The organism is Thiobacillus sp., from assembly GCA_024235835.1.
In the GTDB taxonomy this organism is placed as follows: Bacteria; Pseudomonadota; Gammaproteobacteria; order Burkholderiales; family Thiobacillaceae; genus PFJX01.
The window spans coordinates 1,021,127-1,045,984 of record JACKLQ010000001.1; the positions used below are offsets into that span (position 1 = coordinate 1,021,127).

The 24,858-nt window shown below is 65.0% G+C and carries 20 protein-coding genes; 7 read left to right on the forward strand and 13 right to left on the reverse strand.

Going from position 1 to position 24,858, the window contains the following annotated elements:
- Nucleotides 1-83: 83 nt before the first annotated feature.
- The 7 genes from H6935_04945 to H6935_04975 form a co-directional block, all read right to left on the reverse strand.
- On the reverse strand, nt 84-419 hold the full coding sequence (locus H6935_04945; protein MCP5277694.1) for a hypothetical protein: 336 nt from the start codon (nt 417-419) through the stop codon (nt 84-86).
- A complete protein-coding gene (locus H6935_04950; protein MCP5277695.1) occupies nt 416-3,331 on the reverse strand; it encodes a DEAD/DEAH box helicase family protein in 2,916 nt (971 codons plus the stop codon). The genes H6935_04945 and H6935_04950 overlap by 4 nt, the downstream gene beginning before the upstream one ends.
- A gap of 19 nt (nt 3,332-3,350) precedes the next feature.
- Nucleotides 3,351-4,898: a site-specific DNA-methyltransferase gene (locus H6935_04955; GenBank protein ID MCP5277696.1), complete on the reverse strand. Its 1,548-nt coding sequence runs from the start codon at nt 4,896-4,898 to the stop codon at nt 3,351-3,353.
- A 42-nt stretch (nt 4,899-4,940) separates the two neighbouring features.
- A complete protein-coding gene (locus H6935_04960) occupies nt 4,941-6,758 on the reverse strand; it encodes an NERD domain-containing protein (GenBank protein ID MCP5277697.1) in 1,818 nt (605 codons plus the stop codon).
- A 137-nt stretch (nt 6,759-6,895) separates the two neighbouring features.
- Nucleotides 6,896-7,147 carry a hypothetical protein gene (locus tag H6935_04965; GenBank protein ID MCP5277698.1) on the reverse strand — a complete coding sequence of 84 codons (252 nt, stop codon included), beginning with the start codon at nt 7,145-7,147 and terminating at the stop codon, nt 6,896-6,898.
- A gap of 163 nt (nt 7,148-7,310) precedes the next feature.
- Nucleotides 7,311-8,036, reverse strand: coding sequence for an RluA family pseudouridine synthase (locus tag H6935_04970; protein ID MCP5277699.1), 726 nt, complete (start codon nt 8,034-8,036; stop codon nt 7,311-7,313).
- Between the two features lie 123 nt (nt 8,037-8,159).
- Nucleotides 8,160-10,661, reverse strand: coding sequence for a YgiQ family radical SAM protein (locus tag H6935_04975; GenBank protein ID MCP5277700.1), 2,502 nt, complete (start codon nt 10,659-10,661; stop codon nt 8,160-8,162).
- A 164-nt stretch (nt 10,662-10,825) separates the two neighbouring features.
- Here H6935_04975 and H6935_04980 point away from each other — a divergent pair, with 164 nt between their 5' ends.
- Nucleotides 10,826-11,926, forward strand: a complete 1,101-nt coding sequence (locus tag H6935_04980) for a mechanosensitive ion channel family protein (protein MCP5277701.1) — start codon at nt 10,826-10,828, stop codon at nt 11,924-11,926.
- A gap of 65 nt (nt 11,927-11,991) precedes the next feature.
- Nucleotides 11,992-12,882 carry a diguanylate cyclase gene (locus tag H6935_04985; protein ID MCP5277702.1) on the forward strand — a complete coding sequence of 297 codons (891 nt, stop codon included), beginning with the start codon at nt 11,992-11,994 and terminating at the stop codon, nt 12,880-12,882.
- 14 nt (nt 12,883-12,896) lie between these two features.
- On the opposite strand, the gene H6935_04990 is transcribed toward H6935_04985, so the two are convergent.
- Nucleotides 12,897-14,138 (reverse strand): MFS transporter, encoded by a 1,242-nt coding sequence (locus H6935_04990; protein ID MCP5277703.1) that lies wholly within the window; start codon nt 14,136-14,138, stop codon nt 12,897-12,899.
- 238 nt (nt 14,139-14,376) lie between these two features.
- On the opposite strand from H6935_04990, the gene H6935_04995 reads away from it, so the two are divergent.
- Nucleotides 14,377-15,396, forward strand: coding sequence for a quinone-dependent dihydroorotate dehydrogenase (locus H6935_04995; protein ID MCP5277704.1), 1,020 nt, complete (start codon nt 14,377-14,379; stop codon nt 15,394-15,396).
- A complete protein-coding gene (locus H6935_05000; protein MCP5277705.1) occupies nt 15,393-16,244 on the forward strand; it encodes a TlpA family protein disulfide reductase in 852 nt (283 codons plus the stop codon). The genes H6935_04995 and H6935_05000 overlap by 4 nt, the downstream gene beginning before the upstream one ends.
- Nucleotides 16,245-16,331: 87 nt before the next feature.
- Here the strand turns inward: H6935_05000 and H6935_05005 are convergent, their stop codons facing one another.
- From H6935_05005 to radA, 5 genes are all read right to left on the reverse strand, one after another.
- Nucleotides 16,332-17,327 (reverse strand): alpha/beta fold hydrolase, encoded by a 996-nt coding sequence (locus H6935_05005; GenBank protein MCP5277706.1) that lies wholly within the window; start codon nt 17,325-17,327, stop codon nt 16,332-16,334.
- An 11-nt stretch (nt 17,328-17,338) separates the two neighbouring features.
- Nucleotides 17,339-17,938 carry a cytochrome b/b6 domain-containing protein gene (locus H6935_05010; protein MCP5277707.1) on the reverse strand — a complete coding sequence of 200 codons (600 nt, stop codon included), beginning with the start codon at nt 17,936-17,938 and terminating at the stop codon, nt 17,339-17,341.
- Nucleotides 17,939-17,955: 17 nt separating this feature from the next.
- Entirely contained in the window at nt 17,956-19,596 is a 1,641-nt protein-coding gene (locus H6935_05015; protein ID MCP5277708.1) for a tetrathionate reductase family octaheme c-type cytochrome, read from the reverse strand.
- 35 nt (nt 19,597-19,631) lie between these two features.
- Entirely contained in the window at nt 19,632-20,180 is a 549-nt protein-coding gene (locus tag H6935_05020) for a DUF302 domain-containing protein (GenBank protein MCP5277709.1), read from the reverse strand.
- A gap of 113 nt (nt 20,181-20,293) precedes the next feature.
- Nucleotides 20,294-21,646, reverse strand: a complete 1,353-nt coding sequence (gene radA, locus H6935_05025) for a DNA repair protein RadA (GenBank protein MCP5277710.1) — start codon at nt 21,644-21,646, stop codon at nt 20,294-20,296.
- Nucleotides 21,647-21,793: 147 nt separating this feature from the next.
- Between radA and H6935_05030 the strand changes: the two genes are divergently transcribed.
- From H6935_05030 to efp, 3 genes are read left to right on the forward strand one after another with little or no spacing between them, the layout of a single operon-like run.
- Nucleotides 21,794-23,041 (forward strand): nitronate monooxygenase, encoded by a 1,248-nt coding sequence (locus H6935_05030; protein MCP5277711.1) that lies wholly within the window; start codon nt 21,794-21,796, stop codon nt 23,039-23,041.
- A 10-nt stretch (nt 23,042-23,051) separates the two neighbouring features.
- Nucleotides 23,052-24,194, forward strand: a complete 1,143-nt coding sequence (gene earP / locus H6935_05035) for an elongation factor P maturation arginine rhamnosyltransferase EarP (GenBank protein MCP5277712.1) — start codon at nt 23,052-23,054, stop codon at nt 24,192-24,194.
- Nucleotides 24,195-24,233: 39 nt separating this feature from the next.
- On the forward strand, nt 24,234-24,794 hold the full coding sequence (efp, locus tag H6935_05040; protein ID MCP5277713.1) for an elongation factor P: 561 nt from the start codon (nt 24,234-24,236) through the stop codon (nt 24,792-24,794).
- The last annotated feature ends 64 nt before the right edge of the window (nt 24,795-24,858 follow it).

Genomic DNA, 24,858 nt, shown 5'->3' on the forward strand with positions numbered 1-24,858 from the left:
TTCCCTTTTATTTCATGCGGTTATGCATGCCTAGACATGCCCGTCCGCAAGCGTCTGAAACCGACACGTGCGGATAGAGGCCATCAACCATTGGGGTGGGCGGTGATCAGTCTCGGACAGGGGTTGTCTGTCGTTATTTCCCAAACCGTCCTGATGCATGGCTGCGTACCGTTGGCAGCGGAGAAATTGCAGTCCACCACATACAAGGTGCCGTAATCATTCTGGTCCTGCTTCACGACTTCATTGCATTCCGCATGAGCCACCAATGCCCGGCCAAACGCCTGCCAGGCCTCCACGCTGAAACCCAAACCCAGGAAATACTTGGCCTTTCCCCAACCCTGCGGATGATTGAGATTGAGCAGGTAATCCTGAATCTTCCCCTGCTCGCAAGCGGCGCATTCCAGATTGGGCAGCCTCACTGAAGGGTGGCCTTTTCCAGTTGCGGGCGCTTGAGGACAACCACCATGGCCTTGTCGTTCTCATCCACGAATTCCACGGCGTAGGCCTCGCCGCCACCGTAGACACTGACCACGGTGCCCACCGTATTCCGCTTCAAGGAGACTCCATCCACCGAGAAGTCAGTAATCAGGCGCACCGTCTCATGCTCGGAAAACGGCTTTGCCGCCGGCTCCGTCGGCGCATCCCCCAGCAGGGCCTTGAGTTGCGCCTTCACGCCCCTGCCCGCCGTGTCCTTGTCCACGGCCATCAGGAACAGGTTGCCGCTGGCCCTGGCCCAGTACTCGCCGATCATGCGTTTCTCGGAGGAGTCGTCGTTGCTCTTGTAGCCCTCGCCCTTGTACTCCACCACCAGCAGCCGCCCATCCATCAGTTCGGCAACGAAATCGGGATAGAAATTGTCGCTGGACGTAGGCAGCCAGAAGGAGAACTCGGGGTGTCGCGGCAGGTTGCGCACCCAGTGTTTCACCTGGGGCAACTCGTCCATGGCCACGGCGCAGTGGTACTCATGGTCGGTCCTGGCCCTGGGTGCTTCCAGGAGGTCGCCGATCACGCCGTAGTAGTGCTTTTTGAAGCGGTAACGCCCCTCGTAGTAGGGCGGCCGCGCGGGATACATCCCCGCGCCGAAGCGGAAGTTGAAATCCGGGCTCACGCAGCCTCTAGGGTCCGGCCCCAGCAGGGTCAGTTGCAGCCCCTTGGCCTGGGCGGAAACCCGCAGGCTCTTCAGGCGCTCCGCAACCGCATCCGCGAGGCGGTTCCGATGCCGCACCAGGGCCGTCAACGTGAACCCCTTCTCCCGCAGCAAACCCGTCACCACCCGGTTCAGCCAGGCCAGCATTTCCGTCTGGGACAGGTCAGCCTGCCGTAGCCGGCCGTCCAGCCACTTCACCAGGTCGGTCTGGCTCACCTCGGTCCGCACCAAGTCCAGGTTCACGCTGTAAGCGGCGGCCTCCTGCTCCACGCGGATATGCCCTTGCTCGATGTCCACCAGGTAAGGCTTGCGGCTATCTTCCGGGTCGAAGCCCTCCAGGTCGGCCGGCGCGTCCCGCAGGGAGAACCCGCCCAGGTCCACCAGGGTCACCCGGTCCGCCAGCTCCAGTTCATCCTGGTCGTAGCGCACGCACAGCATGGGCAGGGGCTTGAAGGGAATGCCCCGGGCCGACGGGGAAAGCAGCGCCTCGTTGCGCAGCTCGAAGCGGCCGATGAGCCGTTCGACTTTCTCCCGATCCTTTTTCGGCACCACGCTCAGCAGGGCATCCCGCAGATCAGGGGCGGGTGCCTCCCGCAGTGTCACCGTCACACCACCCTCCGGCCTAGACGTGATGACCACCTGGCTGATGCTCTCCCTGGGCAGCAAACCCAGATCGGGCGCGGCAGGCAGATTCAACTCAAGCACCGGCGGCACCAGATCGATCCCCTCTCCTCCGGACTCGAACAGCGGCGCCGTGGTGGGAAACACCGCCTGGGCCGCTTCCATCTCCTCGAAGCCCATGGCCACCAGACGGTCCGCCAGGTCGTTGGCCACCTCCAGGGTGCGGGGGCTGGCCACGTGGGCATAGGCCCGGTTGAGCAAGGGGCTCTTGCGGCTGCGGGCGTAGGGCATGCGCAGCACGCGGCCCAGCAACTGTTCCATGTCCTTGCTGGAACCGATCTTCTGCAAGGTGCAGAACACGTAGGCGAAGGAACAGTCCCAGCCTTCCTTCAGGGCCTCCACGGTGATGACGATCTCGATGGGGCACTTGGCGTCGAACAGGTCCAAGCCATCCAGCTCCCGCTGCTTGCCGGTGGCGATGGCGATGCGGTTCGCCGAAATGTGCTCCTGCTCCACCAGATATTCCTTGAGCCGCTCCACCGTCACCTCGCCGCTCTTATCCTCGGCCTGGAACAGCAGGATGGGGCGAATGTAGTCCGCTTCCCCCCGAGCCTCCTCAGCCAGTTTGTGGCGGGTCAGCAGGGCGTCCCGCACCGCCTCCTGCCAATTGGGATGGGTATGCAGCACGATGGGCAGCTTGATCATCTGCTCCGTCTTCAACTCCTCCGCCGACACGTGGTACAGCACGTTGCTGCGGTGCGAGCCCTTGCGGATGGGCGTGGCCGTCATCTCGATGAGCACCGCCGGGTTGAGGCGGGCGAAGGTGTCGTAGCTCAGGGGCGTGCGGGCGTTGTGGGCCTCGTCGATGATGACGATGGGCCGGTGCCAGTACAGCAGGTTGGCGAAGCTGCGCTTCACCTTGCCCAGGTCGACCCGGGACAGGTAGGGCTGGACTTCCAGATCCCGCTCCTTCACCCGCTCGAAGCCGGCCAGGTCCGGCGCCCCCTCGAAGTGAGGCTCGAAGGCCTCCTTGTAGGCATACACGTCCCGGCCCGAGGTGTCGTCCACCCGCAGGGTCTGCATGGTGCCCACCACCACGATGGCCTTCTGATGGAAATCCTGGGCGCGCAACTGTTCGCATTCGGCAATGTCCAGCACCCGCAAGCCGTCCACGCCGAAGTGGGCCTCCAGGGCCTCCCGGTAGGGATGGCCCGGCTGGCGCAGGGCGTTCAGGGTCTGCTGGCGGATGATGTTGCTGGGGCACAGCCACAGGGTCAGGGGATGCTCAGCCCCGGTGAAATGCCGGCTGGCGGTGGCAATGGCATGGGCCCCCAGCAGGGTCTTGCCGCCGCCGGTGGGAATGCGGATGCAGACGTAGGGCGTGGCGCCGAAGCCCTGGGCCAGGTAGGGCGGAATCTCCGAGGCGGGAATGTCCCACTCCCCCAGGGTCTGGCGATAGGCCGCATCCAGGCCCGCCTGGTCCGCCGCGCCCCGGGCCAGGTCGAAGAACCGGGCCAGGGCCTCCAGGCCCTCCGATTGATAGCGTTTCAGTTCCAGGGCCATGTTCGATCCTCAGCGGGGTTCAACGGGCGCGGATGTCGTAGGGAATCTGCTTGAAGTGGATGCGGTTCGCCACCAGGCGCGGCGCCGACAGGCGGCAGGACTCGCCGTACACCACCTTGGGCCCGTCGTGGGGCGGCAGGGCCTCCAGCACCGCCGAGGTCAGCACGTTGCCGCCCCGGGGCCGTCGGTCACCCAGGATGCCGTTGTAGAGTAGGTAATAGGCCGTGCCTTCGTGCACACCCAGCAGGGGTGAAGGTTCGAGTCCTCTTCCGGGCACCCAGGGCGTGCGCGTCCCCTGGTACCACACCCAGGCCGCCAGGGTGGGAAAGCGGATGTCCGGGTTGATGCCCCCGTCCGCCAGGAACACGGGCTGGCCCAGCTTGAAGTAACGGAAGCCCCCGCCCCCCTGCCAGCCCACCGCCAGGGAAATGCCGCCCTGTTCCCCCGCCACCACCTTCTCCAGCCGGGGCAGGCAATGGGTCACCGCGTGCTCACCCATCTCGATGCCGATGTAGCGGCGGCCCATCTTGTGGGCCACGGCGGCCGTGGTGCCGGAGCCGAGGAAGGAGTCCAGGACCAGGTCACCGGGGTTGGTGGCGACCTGAAGCACACGTGAAATCAGTAGTTCTGGCTTAGGGGTAATGAAATCATCCACGAGCGAAGTGCTGCCCAACACTTCGCGCATTTCCTTGCGCGAGCCATCCGTATGCCCCGCGAATGTATGAAGCCACAAGGTTTGGGGAACGATGCCGTCGTTACGCAGCAAATGCTTGTAGCGTTTGTAGGATGGGGTTTTTGCCTTCCCTTCCTTGCCCCAGTAAATGAACCCCTCGGCAACGTGGCGGAGGTGTTCTTCTTGTGAATAGGCCCAAACACGTGTCTTGCTGGGCCAGATTTCGGTACCTGTGTTGGGTTGATGGATGGGGTAGTAAAGATTCGGGCGCTCTTCCGCAGTCTTGCTACACGTGTAATCGCTATTTCTAAAAACCCCACGCTCATCTTCAAAACGATACTGCCGGTCCTTCTCATCCGTTCTTGGCAATAAGTTCCTTTGCCAGCCAGGACTCTTCCGATAGACCAGCACATGGTCATGCATGGGAGCGATGGTCTTATGGTCATTGGCTACGGCATATTTCTTCTGCCAAACAACGTTCGCAATGAAATTTGCCCGCCCAAACACCTCATCCATCACCACCTTCAGATAGTGGGCCTCGTTGTCGTCGATGGACACCCAGATGCTGCCGTCTTCCGCCAGCAGGTCCCGCAGCAGTTCCAGGCGGGGGTAGATCATGGACAGCCACTGGCTGTGTTCCAGGTTGTCGTCGTAGTGCTCGAAGGCGGAGCGGGTGTTGTAGGGGGGGTCGATGTAGATGCATTTCACCCGGCCGGCGTGGGTGGGCAGCAGGGCCTTGAGGGCCTCCAGGTTGTCGCCCTGGATCAGCCAGTTGTCGCTGCCGGCGGGGGAATCCGCGTCGCCGTGGACGCTTTGGGCTTCCAGGAGCCGGTAGGGCACCTCCCGCGCTGTCTTGACGGCCTGGGCCTTGTTGAGCCAGTCGAGGATGGGCATTGACTGATTAGGGTTGGGTGAGTTGCCTTGAGGGAGCCCGGATTATCCGGCGGACCCGGCATTTTCGCCTAATACCAGCAGTTCGGACGTGGCCCGGGTCATGGCCACGTAGAGCAACCGGGCCTCTTCTTCGGCATCACCATCTTCGGGGGCCGTGGCCCCCACGCCGGGGATGGCCACCAGGGGAAATTCCAGGCCCTTGCTGCTGTGGAAAGGCAGCAGCTTCACCGTGTCCTGCCTGTCGCCGAACTGGATCTTGTCCTTCCAGGTGTAGGGAATGCCCGCCGTGCGCAGCACGTCGGTGACGGCCTTGCCCACCGGGTTCCAGTGGCGGTAGAGGACGGCCATGTCCTTCCAGGGCATGCCTTCCTCGTGGGCGGCCTTCAGGCGTTCGGCAAGGTACTTCCCCTCCTCTTTCAGGCCGGGCAGCTTGATATACATGGGCTTGCGGCCGTGGCGGCCGGCGGAAACGGGGGCCAGGCGGGGCACGCCGTCCTCGTCGGCTTCGGACGCGGTCAGCAATTCCTTGGCGAAGCGGGCGGCGAAGTCCAGGATTTCCTGGGTGTTGCGGTAGTTGATCCTGAGGATGGTGGTGCGGCCCTGGGCCTGGATGCCCACGCTCTTGAAGCTGAAGTTGCGCTTCTTGCCGGTGTCGTAGATGGATTGGGCGTCGTCGTAGAGCACCAGCAGGGCATTGCTGCGGGGGTCCACCATCTGCACCACCAGCTTGAACCACTCGGGGCGGAAGTCGTGGCCTTCGTCGATGAGGATGGCATCGTACTGGCCGGCGGGGATGTGCCGCTTGTCCACATTGTCGATGACCCTTTGGACCATTTCGCCGTAGTAGGCCGCATCATCCTTGTCCTTCTTCGGCAGGCCGACGTTGTAGGCCGTCAGCTGGCGATGGCACCAGGCGTGGAAGTTCTGCACGACGACCTTTTCCGCCGCGCCCTTTTCCCGCATCCAATGTTCCAGCCGATGGGCCAGTTTCTTGTTGTAGCAGAGGACCAGGATGGGCTTGGCGCAGGCCTTGGCCAAATGCTCCGCCCGATAGCCGAGGATAAGGGTCTTGCCGGAGCCGGCCACGCCGTGGATGACCCGGTGGCCTTCCCCCAGGCTGCGGGCGAGTTGTTCCTGCTGCAAATCCATGACCCGGAGCAGGTCCGGCAGTTCGGTGGATTCCTCCGATTCCACCTCGTCGAACAGTCCACCCTGTTTGGCCGGCAGCCGAATCTCGGGAAACAGGTGCCAGCGGATGCGGTCCATCTGGGGCAGGCTGAGGTGGCCGAAACCGCCCACGCTGAACATCTCCCACAAGTGCTTCTGGAAGGCCTCGGCATCCACCGACTCGGTCATCTCGTCCTGGCAGATGACCCTGTGGGGCTCCAACGCATCCCCCAGATTGCTGCCTTCGCCGTTGCCTTCAAAGGCCTTGCGGCTGATATTGGCCAGGACCACGCCATAGGTCCATGGAAAGGTCAATTTGCCCTGCATGCGGCCCCTGGAGAAGGTGAGTTGGGGGTCTTTCTCCAGGGCGTTGACCACGGCATGGGCGTATTGCCGGGCCTGTTCCAGGGGATTGGCTTTCTGCACCATACCTTGGTGGGTCAACAGGGCGACTGTGTTTTTGGAAATGCTCTGGATGTTGTCCAGCTTCCAGTCCTTCACCTCCAGGATGACCAGGCCCCGCCTGGGGTGCAGGATGATGAAGTCCGGGTGAAGCATGGATGGGCCGACGGGCACGTCGTACCAGCAGAGGTAATCGTCTTCCAGTTTGGCTTCCAGCCGCTGGGCGAAACGCCTTTCGCCCGGTGTCATTCGGCCTGCGCAGGTGGAATAGCTCGGTATCAGTATCGCCATTGTTTATTGCGCCTTGGCTGCCTCCCAGCGTCCGGCACTGGATGTTCGTGCTGGATCATCACACGGATAGGCCAGTTCAGAACCTGCCCCATTGCTTGCCTGTCCCCGCAAGCCCCCCAATGAAACCCAATATGTGATCAGTTCTTCCGGCCGGTTTCGGCGCAGCGGATGATGGCTGCGTTGTCCTTCAGGTCCAGGCATTTGCGCAAATCGCCCCGGGGCAGGCGCTTGGTCCGGTGATGCATGGTTTTGGCGGGTTCAGCGGATGCGGCGGCTTCCGTGGCCATGGCGGCCTCGGGCTGGGCCTTGGCGGGTGCCGGCGACATGTCATCCGCCAGGGCGGGGGTGACTGCACACAGGAGCGAAAGCGTGATGAGCCAGGTGTTCATGAGACCTCTCCTTATATATTCAGCGAACCTGCGGCATTTTGATGCGTGGGGATGATGCCTTCCATGCGGGCCTTCTGCTGCTGCCCTCGGTTTAAATCGTACATCAAGGCTGGGACGGTGGCTGTGGCGCTGGTCCCGGACTCGCGTTGCTCCTCCGGGCTACTCAGAAATCCGGTGGGCTTTCGAAATGGAGGTCCGCGCCGGTGACGGGGTGGGTGATGGCCAGGTGGCTGGCGTGGAGCAGGAGGCGGCCGGCGGCGGAGAGGACGGCGGGCGGGGCGTAGAGGGGGTCCCCCAGAATGGGGTGGCCCAGGGCCTGGAGGTGGACACGGAGCTGGTGGGAGCGGCCGGTGAGAGGGTCTAGTTCCAGGCGGGTGGTGGGAAGGGCCGTCACCTCGGCGGAGGCCGGGGTCCAGTGGGTGCAGTGTTCTGGATTCCGGCCCTTGTGCCCTACAGGGTCTTCGCCGGAATGACCATCAGGGAGAACCCGCCAGCGGGTCTGGCTGGGTTTGCCCTGGGCTGGGTCAATTACACGCCGGGGGCGGTTGGGCCAGTCGATCTGGATGGGCAGGTCGATGAGGCCCCAGCCGTCGGGGGTTGCAGGTGCGGCCAGACTGCCGGCCACCACGGCGATGTAGCGCTTGTGCACGCGGCGGGCGGCGAAGGCCATGCTGAGCTGGCGTTGCATCTCCGGGCCCCGGGCCATGATCAGCAGGCCGGAGGTGTCCATGTCCAGGCGGTGGACGATGAGGGCGTCGGGGTATTCGGCCTGGACGCGGGCGCTCAGGCAGTCCTGCTTGTCCGGGCCCCGGCCGGGGACGGACAGGAGGCCGCTGGGCTTGTTTAGGACCAGGATGTGGGCGTCGGCGTGGATGAGCTTGAACGACATGGCCGGCGGGTGGAATTCACCAGCCGGTGGCTGCCGGGTTGCCTGGGCGGTTCGGTTTGGCGCCGTCCAATCCCCCCCTGCCCCCCTTTTGCAAAGGGGGGAGTGGATGGCGGGCGGCGTGGGTCATCGCTTGCCTCTGCCCGGGGCACGGCCCCGGTGGCCTGGGGTGGGGGCGGATTCCGGCCTGGGGGCGGGTTGCACGCGGCCGGCGCCTCGGCGGGGGGGCTTGGCGGGCGGGGCTTCGGGGGCTTCATCGCGGCGGGGCGCGGGCCGGGCGCTGCGGCCGGTGTCCTTGGCGGCGCGGGCCGGGCGTTCGCTGCGTTCCTGGCGTTCATTGCGGCCCTGGGGCTTGGGCTTGCCGCCCGTCCTGGCCTCCGGCCGGTGGGCGCTCTTGCCGGGCGCCCTGCCCTCCCCCGCGCCTTCCCCTCGCGGGGCGCCTTCATAGCGGCGGCCGGTGCCGGCGGGCTGAAAACTGGGGATGAGGTGCTTCTTGCTGTTGCCGATGAGGTCTTCCCGGCCCATGTCCTTGAGGGCGTCCCGCAGCAGGGGCCAGTTTTCCGGGTCGTGGTAGCGCAGGAAGGCCTTGTGCAGGCGGCGGATGCGGCCCTGGGTGACCACGGGCACGCTGTTTCCTGATTGCTGTCCGCCGGCCAGCACCTTCTTCAGGGGGTTCTTGCCGGTGTGGTACATGGCGGTGGCGATCGCCATGGGGGTGGGCAGGAAGGTCTGCACCTGGTCCAGACGGAAGTTGTTGGCCTTCAGCCATAGAGCCAGGTTGAGCATGTCCTCGTCCGTGGTGCCCGGGTGGGCGGCGATGAAGTAGGGGATGAGGTATTGCTCCTTGCCCGCCTCCTTGGAGTACTTCTCGAACAACTGCTTGAAGCGCTCGTAGGTGCCGATGCCCGGCTTCATCATGTGGTTGAGGGGGCCTTCCTCCGTGTGCTCCGGGGCGATCTTGAGGTAGCCGCCCACGTGGTGGGTCACCAGTTCCTTCACGTATTCCGGCGACTGCACCGCCAGGTCGTAGCGCACGCCGGAGCCGATGAGGATCTTCTTGATGCCCGGCAGGGCCCGGGCCTTGCGGTAGAGCTGAATGAGGGAGCCGTGGTCCGTGTTCATGTTGGGGCAGATGTCCGGGAACACGCAGGACAGGCGGCGGCAGGCGGCCTCGATCTTTTCGTCCTTGCAGGCCAGGCGGTACATGTTGGCCGTGGGGCCGCCCAGGTCGGAGATGACGCCGGTGAAGCCCGGGGTCTTGTCGCGGATGGCCTCGATCTCGTGGAGGATGGAGTCCTCCGAGCGGCTCTGGATGATGCGGCCTTCGTGCTCGGTGATGGAGCAGAAGGTGCAGCCGCCGAAGCAGCCCCGCATGATGTTCACCGAGAAGCGGATCATCTCCCAGGCGGGAATCTTGGCCTCCCCGTAGCTGGGGTGGGGGGCCCGGGCGTAGGGCATGCCGAAGACGTAGTCCATCTCCGCCGTGGTGAGGGGGATGGGGGGCGGGTTCAGCCAAACGTCCCGGTCGCCGTGGGCCTGCACCATGGCCCGGGCGTTGCCGGGGTTGGATTCCAGGTGGAACACCCGGGAGGCGTGGGCGTAGAGCACGTCGTTCTTTTCCACCTGCTCGTAGGCGGGCAGGCGGACGACGGTGTGGGCGCGGCTGGCCATGATGGCGGCGCGGCGCTGGTCCTTGCTGATGAAGTGGATGGGGTGCACCGTGGCGCCCACATCACTCCCCCCTTTGGAAAAGGGGGGCTGGGGGGGATTCGAGTCGGCAGCTTCGGCGGAGGCCGTAGGAATCCCCCCTGCCCCCCTTTGGGAAAGGGGGGTGGATGTGGGGGTGGATGTGGGGGTTGAAGCGGAGGAGGCGTAGGGGTCCGGATGCTTGTCCACACGGCCGGGGGTGTCCATGGCCAGGGAGTCCAGCTCAGTCCACTCGTCTGTGGGCTTCCAGCCGTGGCTGACCATGAAGGCGGTGCCGCGCAAATCCCGTATCTCGCTGATCGGTTCGCCGGCGGCCAGGCGGTGGGTCAGGTCCACCAGGGCCCGCTCGGCGTTGCCGAACAGGAGCATGTCGGCCTTGGAGTCCTGCATGACCGAGCGGCGCACCTTGTCGGACCAGTAGTCGTAGTGGGCGATGCGGCGCAGGCTGCCTTCAATGCCGCCGATGACCACGGGCACGTCCTTGTAGGCCTCCCGGCAGCGCTGGGCGTAGACGGTGAGGGCCCGGTCCGGGCGTTTGTGGGGTTCGCCGTTGGGGGTGTAGGCGTCGTCGGAGCGGATCTTCCGGTCCGAGGTGTAGCGGTTGACCATGGAATCCATGTTGCCCGCCGTGACGCCGAAGTAGAGGTTGGGTTTGCCCAGCACGCGGAAGGGGTCGGCGGACTTCCAGTCCGGCTGGCTGATGATGCCCACGCGGAAGCCCTGGGCCTCCAGCAGGCGGCCGATGAGGGCCATGCCGAAGCTGGGGTGGTCGATGTAGGCATCGCCGGTCACCAGGATGACGTCGCAGCTGTCCCAGCCCAGTTGCTCCATCTCCGCCCGGGACATGGGCAGGAAGGGGGCCACGCCGAAGCGCTTGGCCCAGTAGGGACGGTAGGACTGGATAGATTTGGCGGACTGCATCGGAGTGCAAACGATCAGGGCAGGCAGGAGTGTCGGCAGGATAGCAGGCAGACCCGCCCAGGCCCATTTGGTTGCCGGGGCGGGCGAAGAAAAGCCACGCGGTTGGGGCATCCTTGCCCTGGGGGGATAATTGCGGGCATTCCCAACCAGAGACCGCGAAAGCAATGAAGGAACTGGCAAAGAACCTGGCTGAATACTTCGGGCTGGCCTTTCTGGCCGAGCCCTGGGTGCTGCAAGTGCTCATCGTGGTCAGCGTGGTGGTGGGCCTCAACCTGTTCGTCGGCTTCCTGCTGCGGCGGGCGGAAAAGATCGCCCTGGGCACCACCAACGTCTGGGACGACGCCCTCATTCGCGCGGCCCGGCGGCCCCTGGGGGTGGCGCTGTGGATCATCGGCCTGACCTATGCCACCGACCTGGCCCGGGTGGAAGCTGGCGCCCAGGTGTTCGAGTTCACCAAGCCCCTGCGGGACGTGGGCGTGGTGGCCTGCCTGGCCTGGTTCCTGGTGCGCCTGACCCGCAATGTCTCCGTAAACATCATCCAAAACCAGGAGGAACGGGGCGAGACGGTGGACCACACCACCGTGGACGCCATCAGCAAGCTGGCGCGCATCACGGTGCTGGTGGTGTCCGGCCTGGTGATCATGCAGAACCTGGGCTTCAGCGTGACGGGCCTGCTCACCTTCGGCGGCATCGGCGGCATCGCCGTGGGCTTCGCGGCCAAGGACATCCTGGCCAACTTCTTCGGCGGCCTCACCATCTACCTGGACCGGCCCTTCGCCGTGGGGGAATGGATCCGTTCGCCGGACAAGGACATCGAGGGCACGGTGGAATACATCAGCTGGCGGCATACCCGCATTCGGCGATTCAACAAGAATCCGGTCTACGTGCCCAACGCCCTGTTCACCAACATCGTGGTGGAAAACCCCAGCCGCATGACCAACCGGCGCATCAAGGAGACCATCGGCATCCGCTATGACGACGTGGCCAGGATGGCGCCCATCGTCGCCGACGTGCGCGCCATGCTGGAAAACCACCCGGAGATCGACACCAGCCAGACGCTCATCGTCAACTTCAACACCTTCGGGCCCTCCTCCCTGGACTTCTTCATCTACACCTTCACCAGGACCAGGGAGTGGGTGCATTACCACGAGGTCAAGCAGGACGTGCTCTTGAAGGTGGCGGAGATCATCGCCCGGCACGGCGCCGAGATCGCCTTTCCCACCCGCACCCTGCACATGGTGGATCCCCAGGCTGCAAGTGGGTAGAAACACCCCTAAAGATAAATCCGCCATGAGCCGATATCGCGGCAACAAGAAAAACCGGGGACTCCATGTCACTTCCTCTTGAACGCGAGGAAATCCAGCGCCAGACCGAGGAACTGGAAGTCATCATTGCCGCCCACCTGGCCTGGTTCAAGCACATCAACCGGGCGCTGGTTTATGGCCAGTCCGTGCAGCAGGGGGACCTGGCGGAAGACGCCCACCTGCGCACCCCCTTCGGCCAGTGGTATTACGGCCAGAATCCCCATCCACTGGAGGAAAGCCCCGAGTTCAACGACCTGGGCGCCCTGCAGCAGGCCATGCACAACGCGGCCCGGGCAGCCCTGGAGGACGTGGGAGAGGGTCGCCTGCCCCGCCTCGAGGCCTACGACCGCTGCATCGACCTGGCCCTGCGGCTGAATACCGCACTGCGCCGCATGCAGCTGGAGATCATCGGCGAGTTGCTGTCCACGGACAGCCTGACGGGGTGTGCCTCCCGCCGGGGCATGCTGTCCAAGCTGAGGGAGGAACAGGAACGCGCCCTGCGCATCCAGAGGCCCTGTTGCGTCTGCCTGCTGGACTTCGACCGCTTCAAACGCATCAACGACGAACTGGGCCACCCGGCCGGGGATGCGGTGCTGCGTCAGGGCATGCGCTTCGTGGCCAGCGCCCTGCGCAAGTACGACTCGCTATACCGCTACGGCGGCGAGGAATTTCTGCTCTGCCTGCCCGGCACGCCCCTGAAGGACGCGGCCCTGGTGGTGGAACGCATCCGCGAGGGCCTGGAGCGCCTGCCCATCCGCCTGCCCAGCGGCGACCATCACAGCGTTACCGCCTCCTTCGGCCTGGCGGAAATGATGTGCAACCGGCCGGTGGAAGAGGCCATCGCCAACGCCGACCTGGCCCTGCTGCGGGCCAAGGAAAACGGCCGCAACCGCGTGGAGTTGTGGTCGGGGCACTGAGGTGCAGCACGGCCTCAGGCTGAAGCCCGGGCCAGCGCGGCCCGCCGTCCGCGGCGGGTGTCGATGCCACCCAGCACCAGCAGGCCCACGACGAAGTACAGGCCGGTGATGAGGATCGCCAGGCGATGGTCGCCGCCGGAGGCCCAGTTGACCACGCCGTAGGTCAGGGGCCCGAGGATGGAGGCCAGCTTCACCGCCAATCCCCACAGGCCGAAGAATTCGGCGCGCCGTCCGGGCGGGCTGAAATAGCCGATCAGGGCCCGTCCCGCCGCCTGGGTGGAGCCCATGCACAGGCCGGCCAGGCTGGCAGCCAGCCAGAAACGGCCAGGCGCCGTGGCGCTCCAGGCCAGGAGGATCACCAGGATCCAGCCCAGGAGCGTGAAGGCGATGGTCCGCACATGGCCCCATCGGTCCTGCAGGTGGCCCAAGGCCAGGGCGCCGGCAGCCGCGCAGAAATTCACCGCCAGGATCAGGACCAGGGTGTCCCGGGTGGCGAAGCCCAGGGCCTGCTGGGCGTAGATGGCCGCCAGGGTGATCACGGCCTGGATGCCCGCCTGGTAGAACACCACGCACACCAGGAAGCGTCCCATGTCCGGATACCGGGCCGCATGGCCCAGGGTCGCGCCCAGCCGCTCCAGGCTGAGCCCGACGATGCCCCTGCCGGCCCGCACGGCCGTGGGCACGGCCCGCTCCCGCAGCAACAGGTAGGTGGGCAGGGCCGCCAGGGCGAAGATGCCGGCGGTGATGAGCAGGACCACGGGCACGTACTGCTCGGCAGTGTGACCACGACCCTGGGCCCAGGTGATGTAGGCCAGGCAGGTTCCCAGGGTGGCGATGCCTCCCAGGTAGCCCAGGCCCCAGCCCCAGCCGGACAGGCGACCCAGGCTGCGCCCCCGGGCCAGTTCGGGCAGGAAGGCGGCGATGAGGTTCTCGCCGCTGCCGAAGCAGAAATTCGCCAGCACCAGCAGGGCCATGGCCAGCACCAGGTCATGGGGGCCCGCCAGGGCCAGGCCCGCGGTGCCTGCCACACAGCCGAGGGTTGCGGCGGCAAGCAGGGTTTTCTTGGCACCACGTGCATCGGCATAGGCGCCCAGCACGGGCGCCGTGACCAGGATGAGGGCGTAGGAAACCGACAGGGCGGCGCTCCAGGCAAGGGTGGCCCAGACGGCGTTGCCCGCCACCACCGCCACGAAGTAGGTATTGAAGACGGCGGTGATGACCACCGTGGTGAAACCGGAGTTGGCGAAGTCGTACATCGCCCAGGCCCAGACTTCCCGGGGCCTGACGCCCGGAGCAAGATGGCTCGGCCTGGGGGGCGGCATGGTCAGGCCCGGCCCGCGGCAGGTGGGGCCGGCAATGGGATGGCGGGCTTGCCGTGGGTTCCGGACATGGGGCGCATGATAAGCCCAGCCTGCAGGAGCCGCAGTGCAACCCGGCGCCGCTTCCCCTCTCCGTGGCACTAAACTAATGCCTGACTTCGCCTACGTTATTGCCATGAACCCCTATGCATTGATCCGTCCCCTGGCGTTCCAGCTGGACCCGGAGACTGCCCACAACCTCACCATGTCCAGCCTGAACCGGCTCCACAGCCTGGGCCTGCTCAAGCCCTTCCTGCCCAGGGTGCCTGCCCTGCCCGTACGGGTCATGGGCCTGGACTTTCCCAACCCCGTGGGCCTGGCGGCCGGCCTGGACAAGAACGGCGAGGCCATCGACGGCCTGGGGGACCTGGGCTTCGGCTTCCTGGAGGTGGGCGCGGTGACGCCCCGGCCCCAGCCGGGCAACCCCAAGCCCCGCCTGTTCCGCCTGCCCCAGGCCCAGGCAATCATCAACCGCATGGGCTTCAACAACCTGGGGGTGGACCACCTGCTGGGCAACCTGGCGCGTACCGAATACAAGGGTATTCTGGGGGTGAACCTGGGCAAGAACTTCGACACCCCCATCGAAAAGGCGGTGGACGACTACCTGATCCTGCTGGACAAGCTCTACGGCAAGGTCCATTTCGTCACCGTCAACATCTCCTCCCCCAACACCAAGAACCTGCGGGCCCTGCAAGGGGGCAGCGAACTGGATGCCCTGCTCGCGGCCATCAAGGCCCGGCAGGCGGAACTGGCGGACAGGCACGGCAAGTACATGCCCGTGGCGGTGAAGATCGCCCCGGACCTGGAGGACGCCCAGATCGCCGAGATGGCCGCGCTGTTCAAAAAACACCGCATGGACGCGGTCATCGCCACCAACACCACCCTGTCCCGGGAGGGTGTGGAGCACCTGCCCCACGGCCAGGAGGCGGGGGGGCTTTCCGGCGCCCCCATGCGGGAGCGCTCCACCCGGGTGCTGGCCGCCTTCCACCGGGAACTGGGGGGCGAAGTGCCCCTCATCGGCGCCGGCGGTATCCTGGAAGGCCGGCATGCCAAAGAGAAGATGGACGCGGGGGCCAGCCTGGTGCAGATCTACACCGGCCTCATCTACCGGGGGCCAGACATCGTGGCGGAATGCGTGCGCACCCTGAAGCAATGAAACGCAGCCTGTACAGGTTTATCCCCCTCATCCTGCTGGCCCTGCTGGCGCAAGGCGCCGGCGCGGCCCGGCTGGATGACGCGACCGCCGTGCCCCACCTGAGCGCCCGGGGCCAGGAGGGCTACCGCCAGTTCCTGGGCGCGGAAGACCACCGGGCCTTCGCCATCGCCCCCGGCGGCGGCTGGGGCTGGAGCCAGGCTGCCGCCAGCGGCGAGGCGGCCCTGGACCAGGCCCTGGACGCCTGCCAGCAGCACACCCGGCAACGCTGCGTGCCCTACGCCCTGGACCTGCAGGTGGTGTTCGACGCCAAGGGCTGGGGCCGGCTGTGGCGACCCTATGCCACGGCGACCGAGGCCAGGCGTGCCGAGGTCGGCACGGACCGGGGCCAGCGCTTTCCCGACCTGGTGCTCACGGCGCCCAACGGCAAGCCGTTGAAGCTATCGAGTTTGCGGGGCCAGGTAGTGGTGCTGCACTTCTGGGCCACCTGGTGCCCCACCTGCCGTCACGAGCTGCCCCAGTTCGAGACCTTGCAACGCAGCTTTGCCCGCAACAAGGACCTGGCCTTCGTCTTCACCCAGGCCCGGGAGCCGGCGGAAACCTCCAGGCAATGGCTGAAGCAGAACGGCGTGAAGCTGGTTCTCCATGATTCCGGCGCCCGGGGCAGCCGGGGCGACCGCTTCCTGCTTGCCGATGGGCAAGCCATCAAGGACCGCCAGGTGGCTCCCGTATTCCCCGCCACCTACGTGCTGGACCGGCATGGTCTCGTGGTCTTTTCCATGCGCGGCTCTGCGGAGGACTGGAGCCAGTACGCCCCCTTCCTGAAGGACCTGCTGGGCCACGGAAAATAGCCGGGCACCCGTAGCCCGGAGGAGCGCCGCGAGGCCGGGTAGCGCCCCGCTCCGTTGTCCCGGAATCGGCCTGCGGCCTCAGTCGGGCTACGTTGCTTTCTCAAAGCGCCTGGTATGGCAGCCATCAGGTTCCGCGCCATCGAGGAAATCCAGCACACGGCTCCGCAGCCAGCGGAAGTTTCCCGGGAAGGGTCCGCTGACAAACCCCACGTGTCCACCATCTTCCGGGAATTCCAGGCTCACCCTGTCTGACACCTCTTCTCGGCTTGGCAGCACATGGCCTGGCATGAAGGGATCGTTGCGGGCGTTGATGAGCAGGGTGTCCACCCGGATGCTGCCCAGGCCCGGTTTGCTGGCCGCCTGCCCCCAATAGTCGTCGGCATCCCGGTAGCCATGGAGCGGCGCCGTGACCCGGGTGTCGAAGGCATGGATGGTGTCGATGACCTCAATGGCGCCCCGGTCGTAGGGCATGGCATGCACATCCAGCTTGGCCAGGGCCTTGGCCTTCAGGGTCTTGAGGAAGCGGGCCGTGTAGAACCGGGTGAACCCCTGGTCCAGGGTGGCACCCGCCGTGGGCAGGTCCAGGGGCGCTGAAAGGACCACGACCCGTTCGGCCACGGCGCGCGCGCCCTCCCCTTCCCGCTCCAGCCACTTGAGCAGAGCGTTGCCCCCAAGGGAGACTCCCACCACGCGCAGGGGTGCACGCTCGGCCATGCGCAGGCGGTTGAGGATGTAGCCGATCTCGTCGGCGTCGCCGGCGAAATAGGCCCGGGGCAGGCGGTTCAGTTCACCGGAGCAGCCCCGGAAATGGGGCACCACGCCACGCCATCCCTGCTTACGGGCCTCGTCCATGAGGTGGCGGGCATAGTGGCTTTCGGAACTGCCTTCCAGACCGTGGAAAAGCACCAGCAGGGGCGCATCGGTGGAGCCATTCACCCAGTCCAGGTCAATGAAGTCCCCATCAGGCAGTTCCCAGCGTTCCCGCCGGTAGTCCAACCGGGGACGGCCCAGCATGACGGCCCAGAGGGTCTGCAGGTCACCCCCCGGTAGCCACCGGGGGGCCTGATAGGGACCGGGCGGCATTCAGCCCGGCTTTATTCCACTTCCTCCCAGCCGGTGATCATGGCCTTGATGTGGGCCGTGGGGGTGTGGCCGGTAGTGGTGAGGTAGACGTGGGCGATGATGAAGACCAGGAACACGAAGGCGCCCAGGGTGTGGAACAAGGCCACCCACTCCAGGGACAGCAAGCCATCCAGGCCCCAGGCCGGCCACTGATCGTAGAACAGGTAGAACCAGCCCGTGATCCAGATGAGGGGGCCGGCCACCGCCAGGATGCCCAGGTAGGCCAGGCGCTGGAGAGGGTTGTGCTTGCGCTTTGGGTTCACCTTGTAGGGGTGAGGGGCCTGGGTGAAGATGCCGATGGCGTAGAACTTGATCATGTCCGTCACCTTGTCGAAGGTGGGGATGTACTGTTTCCACTCGCCGGTGGTGAAGTGCCAGAAGATGGCGAAGCACCACAGGCCCACCAGGGTCCAGGCGGCGAGGGTGTGGGCGTTCACCGCCCGCTCGAAGCCCAGCAGTGAATAGGAGCCGTGAACCTCGAAGCCGGTAATCAGCATGAAAATGATCAGGCCGGCCTGGGCCCAGTGCCAGAAGCGCTCGAAGCCCTTGAAGATGTAGATGCGTTCGCTCATGGGAATACTCCTGTGGCTTATCCGTGATGGCCGTGACCAGGTTTTGCCTTGCGGCTGGCGAAGATGCGGCCAGCGCCGTGGCCCAGCACCCCCAGGAGGGTGAGGCCCGCCAGGCCCCAGCCGGCGGTGTCCAGCAGCTTGTTGCCGTGGCGGCCGGGCAGGTAGATGCCGGGCACATAGTCCAGGCGACCGGGATCGGTGTGGCACTGCTTGCAGGCCAGGGCGTCTTCCTTGGGCGCCACCATGTGGGTGATGGGCCAGGACATCTCGGTGGAAACAAAGGCGTACTTGCCACTGTATTCGGCGCCGATCTCCTTCATGCCGAACTCGATGGCCTTGTCCCAGTTAAAGTTGGTCCAGAAGGCGCTGTCGTTGGCGCCATAGGTGTTGAACACCAGGAGCTGGTTGTTGCCCACGTCATAGGGCTGCTTGCCCGCGAAGCGCTTGATGGGCCAGATCTTGGACTTGCCGTCATCGGGGCTGCCGTTGAAGTGGTTGATCTCGATGACCTTGGACGGGTCCAGCTTGGTCTCCCGCAGGGTGTAGTCCACCTGGCCGTTGAACCAGACATATTCGGGGATGACGTTGGATTCGTACCTGAAGTCGCCCTTCTTGCTGTCGTAGGCGTCATGGCCGGCGGAATCCTTGAGCTTGAAGGGCTTGCCGTCCTTGTCCATCTTCCCGGCGGTGGACCAGTCCCACATCATCTTGGTGGGTTGGGCCCGGGCGAACTCGGGGATGTGGCAGGTCTGGCAGGCCAGCTTGTGAGCGTGGCTGTTGAGCCGGTCCCCTTTGGCACCCTTGTGGGGTGCGCCGCCGTGGCAGGCCTGGCAGGAGGCGGGGTTGGCGTCTTTCTTGCCCCGCATGTGGGCGCCCTCCTTCTCCATCACCGTGACGGCGTAGCGGCCGCCGGGCACATCGTGGCCCGTGGTCTTGTGGCACTCGCCGCAGCTGAAATTGAGGCCGTCCTTGTCCATGTGCACGTCAAGGTACTTGCCCGGATTCTTCAGGGAGCTGTCCAGGTCGCCGTGCTTCACCGCGTCGCCGCCGCCGCCGTAGAAGTGGCAGGCGCCGCAGTTGGCGCGGCTGGTTTTGCCCACCTTGCGGGCCACGTCGCCCAGGTCCGGGGCCTTGACGGTCTTGCCGGACTTGGGCGGGTACTCCATGTCCTTGTAGGTGGGGTGGCCCGCCAGTCCGGGAATCTTGCGGTAGGTGCCGGTAGTGTCGTGGCACACCAGGCAGTCCACGTTCTCCTGGGCGGCGAAGTCGAAGTGCTGGTCCTTCCAGCCGTAACCCACGTGGCAGGCAGTGCAGAACTCGTAATTGGAGGGCACGGCGGTGCAGAAGTTGTTGATGACATGCTTCTTGCCCAGGCGCTGGTTCGTGGCGGGGTTGAGGAATTCCCAGGTCCAGTGCTTGCTCTTGTGCACCTGCTTGGCCGCCTCGGTGTGGCAGGCGAGACAGGCCTTGGTGACCTCAGGGCCGGACTTGAAGTCCTGCTGCAGGGCCTTGAAACGGCCGTGGTCCGCCGTGGAGGTGGAGGCGGGCTTGGCCGCGGCCGGGGCCGCTGGCTGGGGATCGGTGGAGGCTCCGGCCGGCAAGGCCAGCAGGGTCGAAGCCAGGAACGCCAGCAAGGCGCCGCGAAGGAATTGGATCATGGGGTATCTCCGCTTCAACTCTGGATGCATTCGACTCAGCAACCACCGCCGCCGCCGCCGCCGCCCTGGGCACCTGCCGCCGGGGCGCTGGGCAGGATCATCTTTGGCGCGGGGGCGTTGGGGTCGAACACCAGGAATTTCTTCTGGTCCTCCGCCACCTGTGCCATGACATCGCCTACCAGTGGACCGAACATCCTGCCCATGAGGCCGGCGTTCATGGTGCCGATATAGACTTTGCCGTCCTGCTTCTTGTACACGCTGATCTTGCAGGGCATGAGGATGGACAGGAAGCGCACCGTGTCCTCCTTGAGGATGGGCTTGGAGTACTTGGTGCTGCACGCCTCGATCATCATCACCGGCAGCACGTTGCCGCCGTCGTTCTGTACCGCCTTGGCGGCATTGCGCAGGCCGGACAGGGCCCAGCCGTTGCCGGCGTTCTGGATATTGTGCTGGATGCGGGCGATGGTTTCTTCCATGCCGAAGGGGCTGGGCGTTTCCTTGAACATCAGCTTATCCATCATGCTGTAGGCCACGCCCATGGCCAGCAGCAAGCCCAGCACCACACCCCCGAGTAGCTTCATCATGGCCCGCTCCTTCTTTGTCGGCGATCACGTGTTCAGACGCATGTTAACAGGACATTACGATCCTTATTTTCGCATATTAGAAAATTCTGATGGATACCCCCAGGGAGGTATCCCTAAAGACCACGAAAGTAGTCCAGTGCCTCGGCCAGACTGGCCACCCCCTTCACCTCCATGCCGGCGATCCTGCCCTTGGGCAGGTTTGCCCTGGGGCACAGGGCCTGGGTAAAGCCCAGCTTGGCCGCCTCCTTCAACCGCTCCTGGCCCCGCTGCACGGGTCGGATCTCCCCGGCCAGCCCCACTTCGCCGAATACCGCCCACTTGTGAGGAATGGGTTTGGTGCGCAGGGAAGAAACCACCGCCATGGCCACCGCCAGGTCCACCGCCGGCTCGCTGATCTTCACCCCGCCCACGGCGTTCACGAACACGTCCTGGTCATGGCAGGGAATGCCGCCGTGGCGATGCAACACCGCCAACAACATGGCCAGGCGGTTGCCGTCCAGGCCCACCGTGAGCCGGCGGGGATTGCCGCTGTGGGAGGTATCCAGCAGGGCCTGGATCTCCACCAGCAGGGGACGGGTTCCCTCCTGGGCCACCACCACGCAGGAGCCCGGTGCTTCCCGCTCGTCCCGGTTGAGGAACAGGGCGGAGGGGTTGGCCACCCCCTTGAGACCCTTGTCGGTCATGGCAAACACACCCAGCTCATTCACGGCGCCGAAGCGGTTCTTGAAGGCGCGGATGAGGCGGAAACTGGAGCCGGTATCCCCCTCGAAGTACAGTACCGTGTCGACGATGTGCTCCAGCACCCGGGGGCCCGCCAGGGTGCCTTCCTTGGTGACGTGGCCCACCAGCAGGATGGTGATGCCCGCCTGCTTGGCATGGCGGGTGAGTTCCTGGGCGCACTCCCGCACCTGGGCCACGCTGCCCGGTGCGGACTGGAGCTGTTCCGTATAGACGGTCTGGATGGAGTCGATGACCGCCACCTGGGGCCGTTCCGACTGCAGGGTGGCCAGGATGGCCTCCAGGCGAATCTCCGTGAGCAGGGGGATGTCCGCGCTCAAGCCCAGGCGCTGGGCCCGCAGGGCGATCTGGTCGGCGGATTCCTCGCCGCTCACGTAGAGGGTCCTGTTGCGGGCGTTGATGTCGGCCAGGGCCTGGAGCAACAGGGTGGACTTGCCGATGCCCGGGTCACCCCCCAGCAGCACGACGCCGCCTCCCACCAGGCCACCCCCCAGGACCCGGTCAAATTCCGGCAGGCCCGTCTGCATGCGTGCGATCTCCCGGGCCTGGACGGTGCTGAGGCGCACCACCTCGCCACTGGCGGCCAGGGCCTGGAAGCGGCGTCCCTTGGCCTCCTGCACGCTCTCCGACAAGGTGTTCCAGGACAGGCAGTGGGGACATTGCCCCTGCCATTTGCTGGTCTGGCCGCCGCACTGGGCACAGACGTAGAGGGAAGTCGACTTGGCCATGGTCAAGGCTTATACCTTGCCCACCAGGCACACTCAAGCTGGCCCCCCTCCGCCGGGGGCGCGTATCATGCGCAAGTTATATTGCTTATTTTTTTCAGCGCCATCCGGCGAATTCGCTGAAATCCCTTTTTCCGGGGCACCAACAACATGAAATGTGTCGATGATTTCCGCCTCCGCCTGGGCCAGCAGGAGCTGGTTCCCATCATGATCGGTGGCATGGGGGTGGATATTTCCACGGTGGAGCTGGCTCTCGAAGCCGCCCGCCTGGGGGGCGTGGGCCATATTTCGGATGCCATGGTGCCCACGGTCATCGACCGTCACTTTCAGACCCGTTACGTCAAGGACAAGCTCCAGCTCTACAAGGCCAACGTGAAGAACCTGGCCGACAAGTCCCTGGTGAAATTCCACCTGGGGGAACTGGAAGAGGCCACCCGCATGCACGTGGGCCGCGCCATGGAGGCCAAGAAAGGCCCCGGCATGGTGTTCATCAACTGCATGGAAAAACTCACCATGAACGCCCCCAGGGAAACCCTGAAGGTGCGCCTGAATGCCGCCCTCTCCGCGGGCATCGACGGCATCACCCTGGCGGCGGGCCTGCACCTGGGCTCCTTCGGCCTCATGGAGGATCACCCCCGCTTCCGGGATGCCCAGCTGGGCATCATCGTCTCCTCCCTGCGGGCCCTGCAGCTCTTCCTGCGCAAGAATGGCCGCACCAACCGCCTGCCCGACTACGTGGTGGTGGAAGGTCCCCTGGCCGGCGGTCACCTGGGCTTCGGCATGGACTGGGCCGAATACGACCTGGCCACCATCGTGGCCGAGATCCAGGCCTGGCTGAAGACGGAAAACCTGGAAATCCCCCTCATACCCGCCGGTGGCATCTTCACCGGTTCCGACGCCACGGGATTCCTGCAGAGCGGCGCCGGCGCCGTGCAGCTGGCCACCCGCTTCACGGTCACCAGGGAATGCGGCCTGCCCGACCCGGTGAAGCAGGAGTACTTCAAGGCAGACGAGGACGACATCGAGGTTAACGGCATCTCCCCCACGGGCTACCCCATGCGCATGATCAAGGGCAGCCCGGGCATCGGCGCCGGCACCCACCCCAACTGCGAGTCCTTCGGCTACCTGCTGGACGCCAACGGCAAGTGCGCCTACATCGACGCCTACAACAGGGAAGTGGCCGCCCACCCGGGCGAGAAGAAGATCAAGGTCATGGACAAGACCTGCCTGTGCACCCACATGCGGGACTTCGACATCTGGACCTGCGGCCACTACACCTACAAGCTCAAGGACACCACGGTGAAGACCCCCGAAGGAGACTACCAGCTCCTCTCGGCCGAACACGTGTTCAAGGACTACCAGTTCAGCAAGGATGGCAGGATCGCCCTGCCTGAATGAGCCCAGTCCCATGACTTGGGACATCTTCTGCGCCGTCGTCGACAACTTTGGCGACATCGGCGTCACCTGGCGCCTGGCGCGACAGCTGGCAGCGGAACACCAGGCCCATGTGCGCCTCTGGGTGGATGACCTGGCCGCCTTCCGGCGCATACGCCCCGAGATCGATCCCAACCTGGATACCCAGCAACTCGCCGGCGTAGAGGTTCGTCGCTGGACCGATCCCCTGCCTGACCTCAAGCCCGGTGACGTGGTGATAGAAGCCCTGGCCTGCGACCTGCCGGATGCCTTCATCAGCCAAATGGCCTGGAAGACACCCAAGCCGGTGTGGCTCAATCTGGAATACCTGACGGCGGAATCCTGGGCCGATGGCGTCCACGGCCTGCCCTCCCCCCATCCCCGGCTACCCCTGACAAAACATTTCTATATGCCGGGCTACACCCCCAAGACCGGTGGACTGCCCCGGGAATCCTGGCTGGCGGAAACGCGCGACGCTTTCCAATCCGACTCCCGGACCCAGGAGGCATTCTGGCGGGATCTGGGTCTGCCGCCCCACCAACCCGGGGAATTGCGCATTTCCCTGTTCGCCTATGAAAACACCGCCATTCCATCCCTGCTGGCGACACTGGCCCGGTCCGGTCAACCCGCCCGCCTGATGGTGCCCGAGGGCAAGGCCCTGGTCCCCATCGCCGCCTGGCTGGGCCTGGCCACGCTCCAGGCGGGTGGTGTCCACGCCTACCGAAACCTGACCGTCCATGTGTTGCCCATGCTGGACCAGGATGGCTACGACCGCCTGCTGTGGGCCTGCGATCTAAATTTCGTCCGGGGGGAGGATTCCTTCCTGAGGGCCCAGTTTTCGGCCCGCCCCCTGGTTTGGCAGGCCTACCCCCAGGAGGGCCGCACCCACTTCGCCAAGCTGGACGCTTTCCTGGACCTTTATTGCACTGACATGCCCGAGGACCTGGCGGAGACGACCCGGCGCCTGTGGCACGCCTGGAACGAGGAATCCGGGGTGGGCACCTTCTGGCCGGCCTATGTTGCCAGCCAGGAGGAACTGGACGATCACGCCTGGCTTTGGAGCGCCCGGTTGATGGAGCAACAGGACCTTGCGTCCAAGCTGATGATTTTTTGCGAAAAAGTAAAAGAAAAAAGCTAGAATTCCGGGCTTCCCAGAACCCCCTGCAGGACATCCCCGATGAAGACCGCTCAAGAACTCCGCGCCGGCAACGTGATCATGGTGGGCAAAGACCCCCTGGTGGTCCAGAAAGCCGAATTCTCCAAATCCGGCCGCAACGCCTCCGTGGTGAAGATGAAGATGAAGAACCTGCTCACCGGCGCCGCCTCCGAGACGGTGTACAAAGCCGACGAGAAGTTCGACACCGTCACGCTGGAGCGCAAGGATTGCACCTACTCCTATTTCGCCGACCCCATGTACGTGTTCATGGACACGGAGTACAACCAGTACGAGGTGGAAGCCGACAACATGGCCGCCGCCCTGCCCTATCTGGAAGACGCCATGCCCGTGGAAGTGGTGTTCTACGACGGCAAGGCCATCTCCATCAACATGCCCACCACCGTGGTGCGCGAGGTGGAATACACCGAGCCTGCCGTGAAGGGCGACACTTCCGGCAAGGTCATGAAGCCCTGCCGCATCAAGCCCACCGGCCATGAAGTCCAGGTGCCCGCCTTCGTTGAAATCGGCGACAAGATCGAGATCGACACCGCCACCAACGAGTACAAGAACCGGGTTAAATAAGTTTTTTTTATTTTCACATAAAAAAACATTGCGCCCTCCGGGGCGCTTTTTTTCGCCTTTTCGC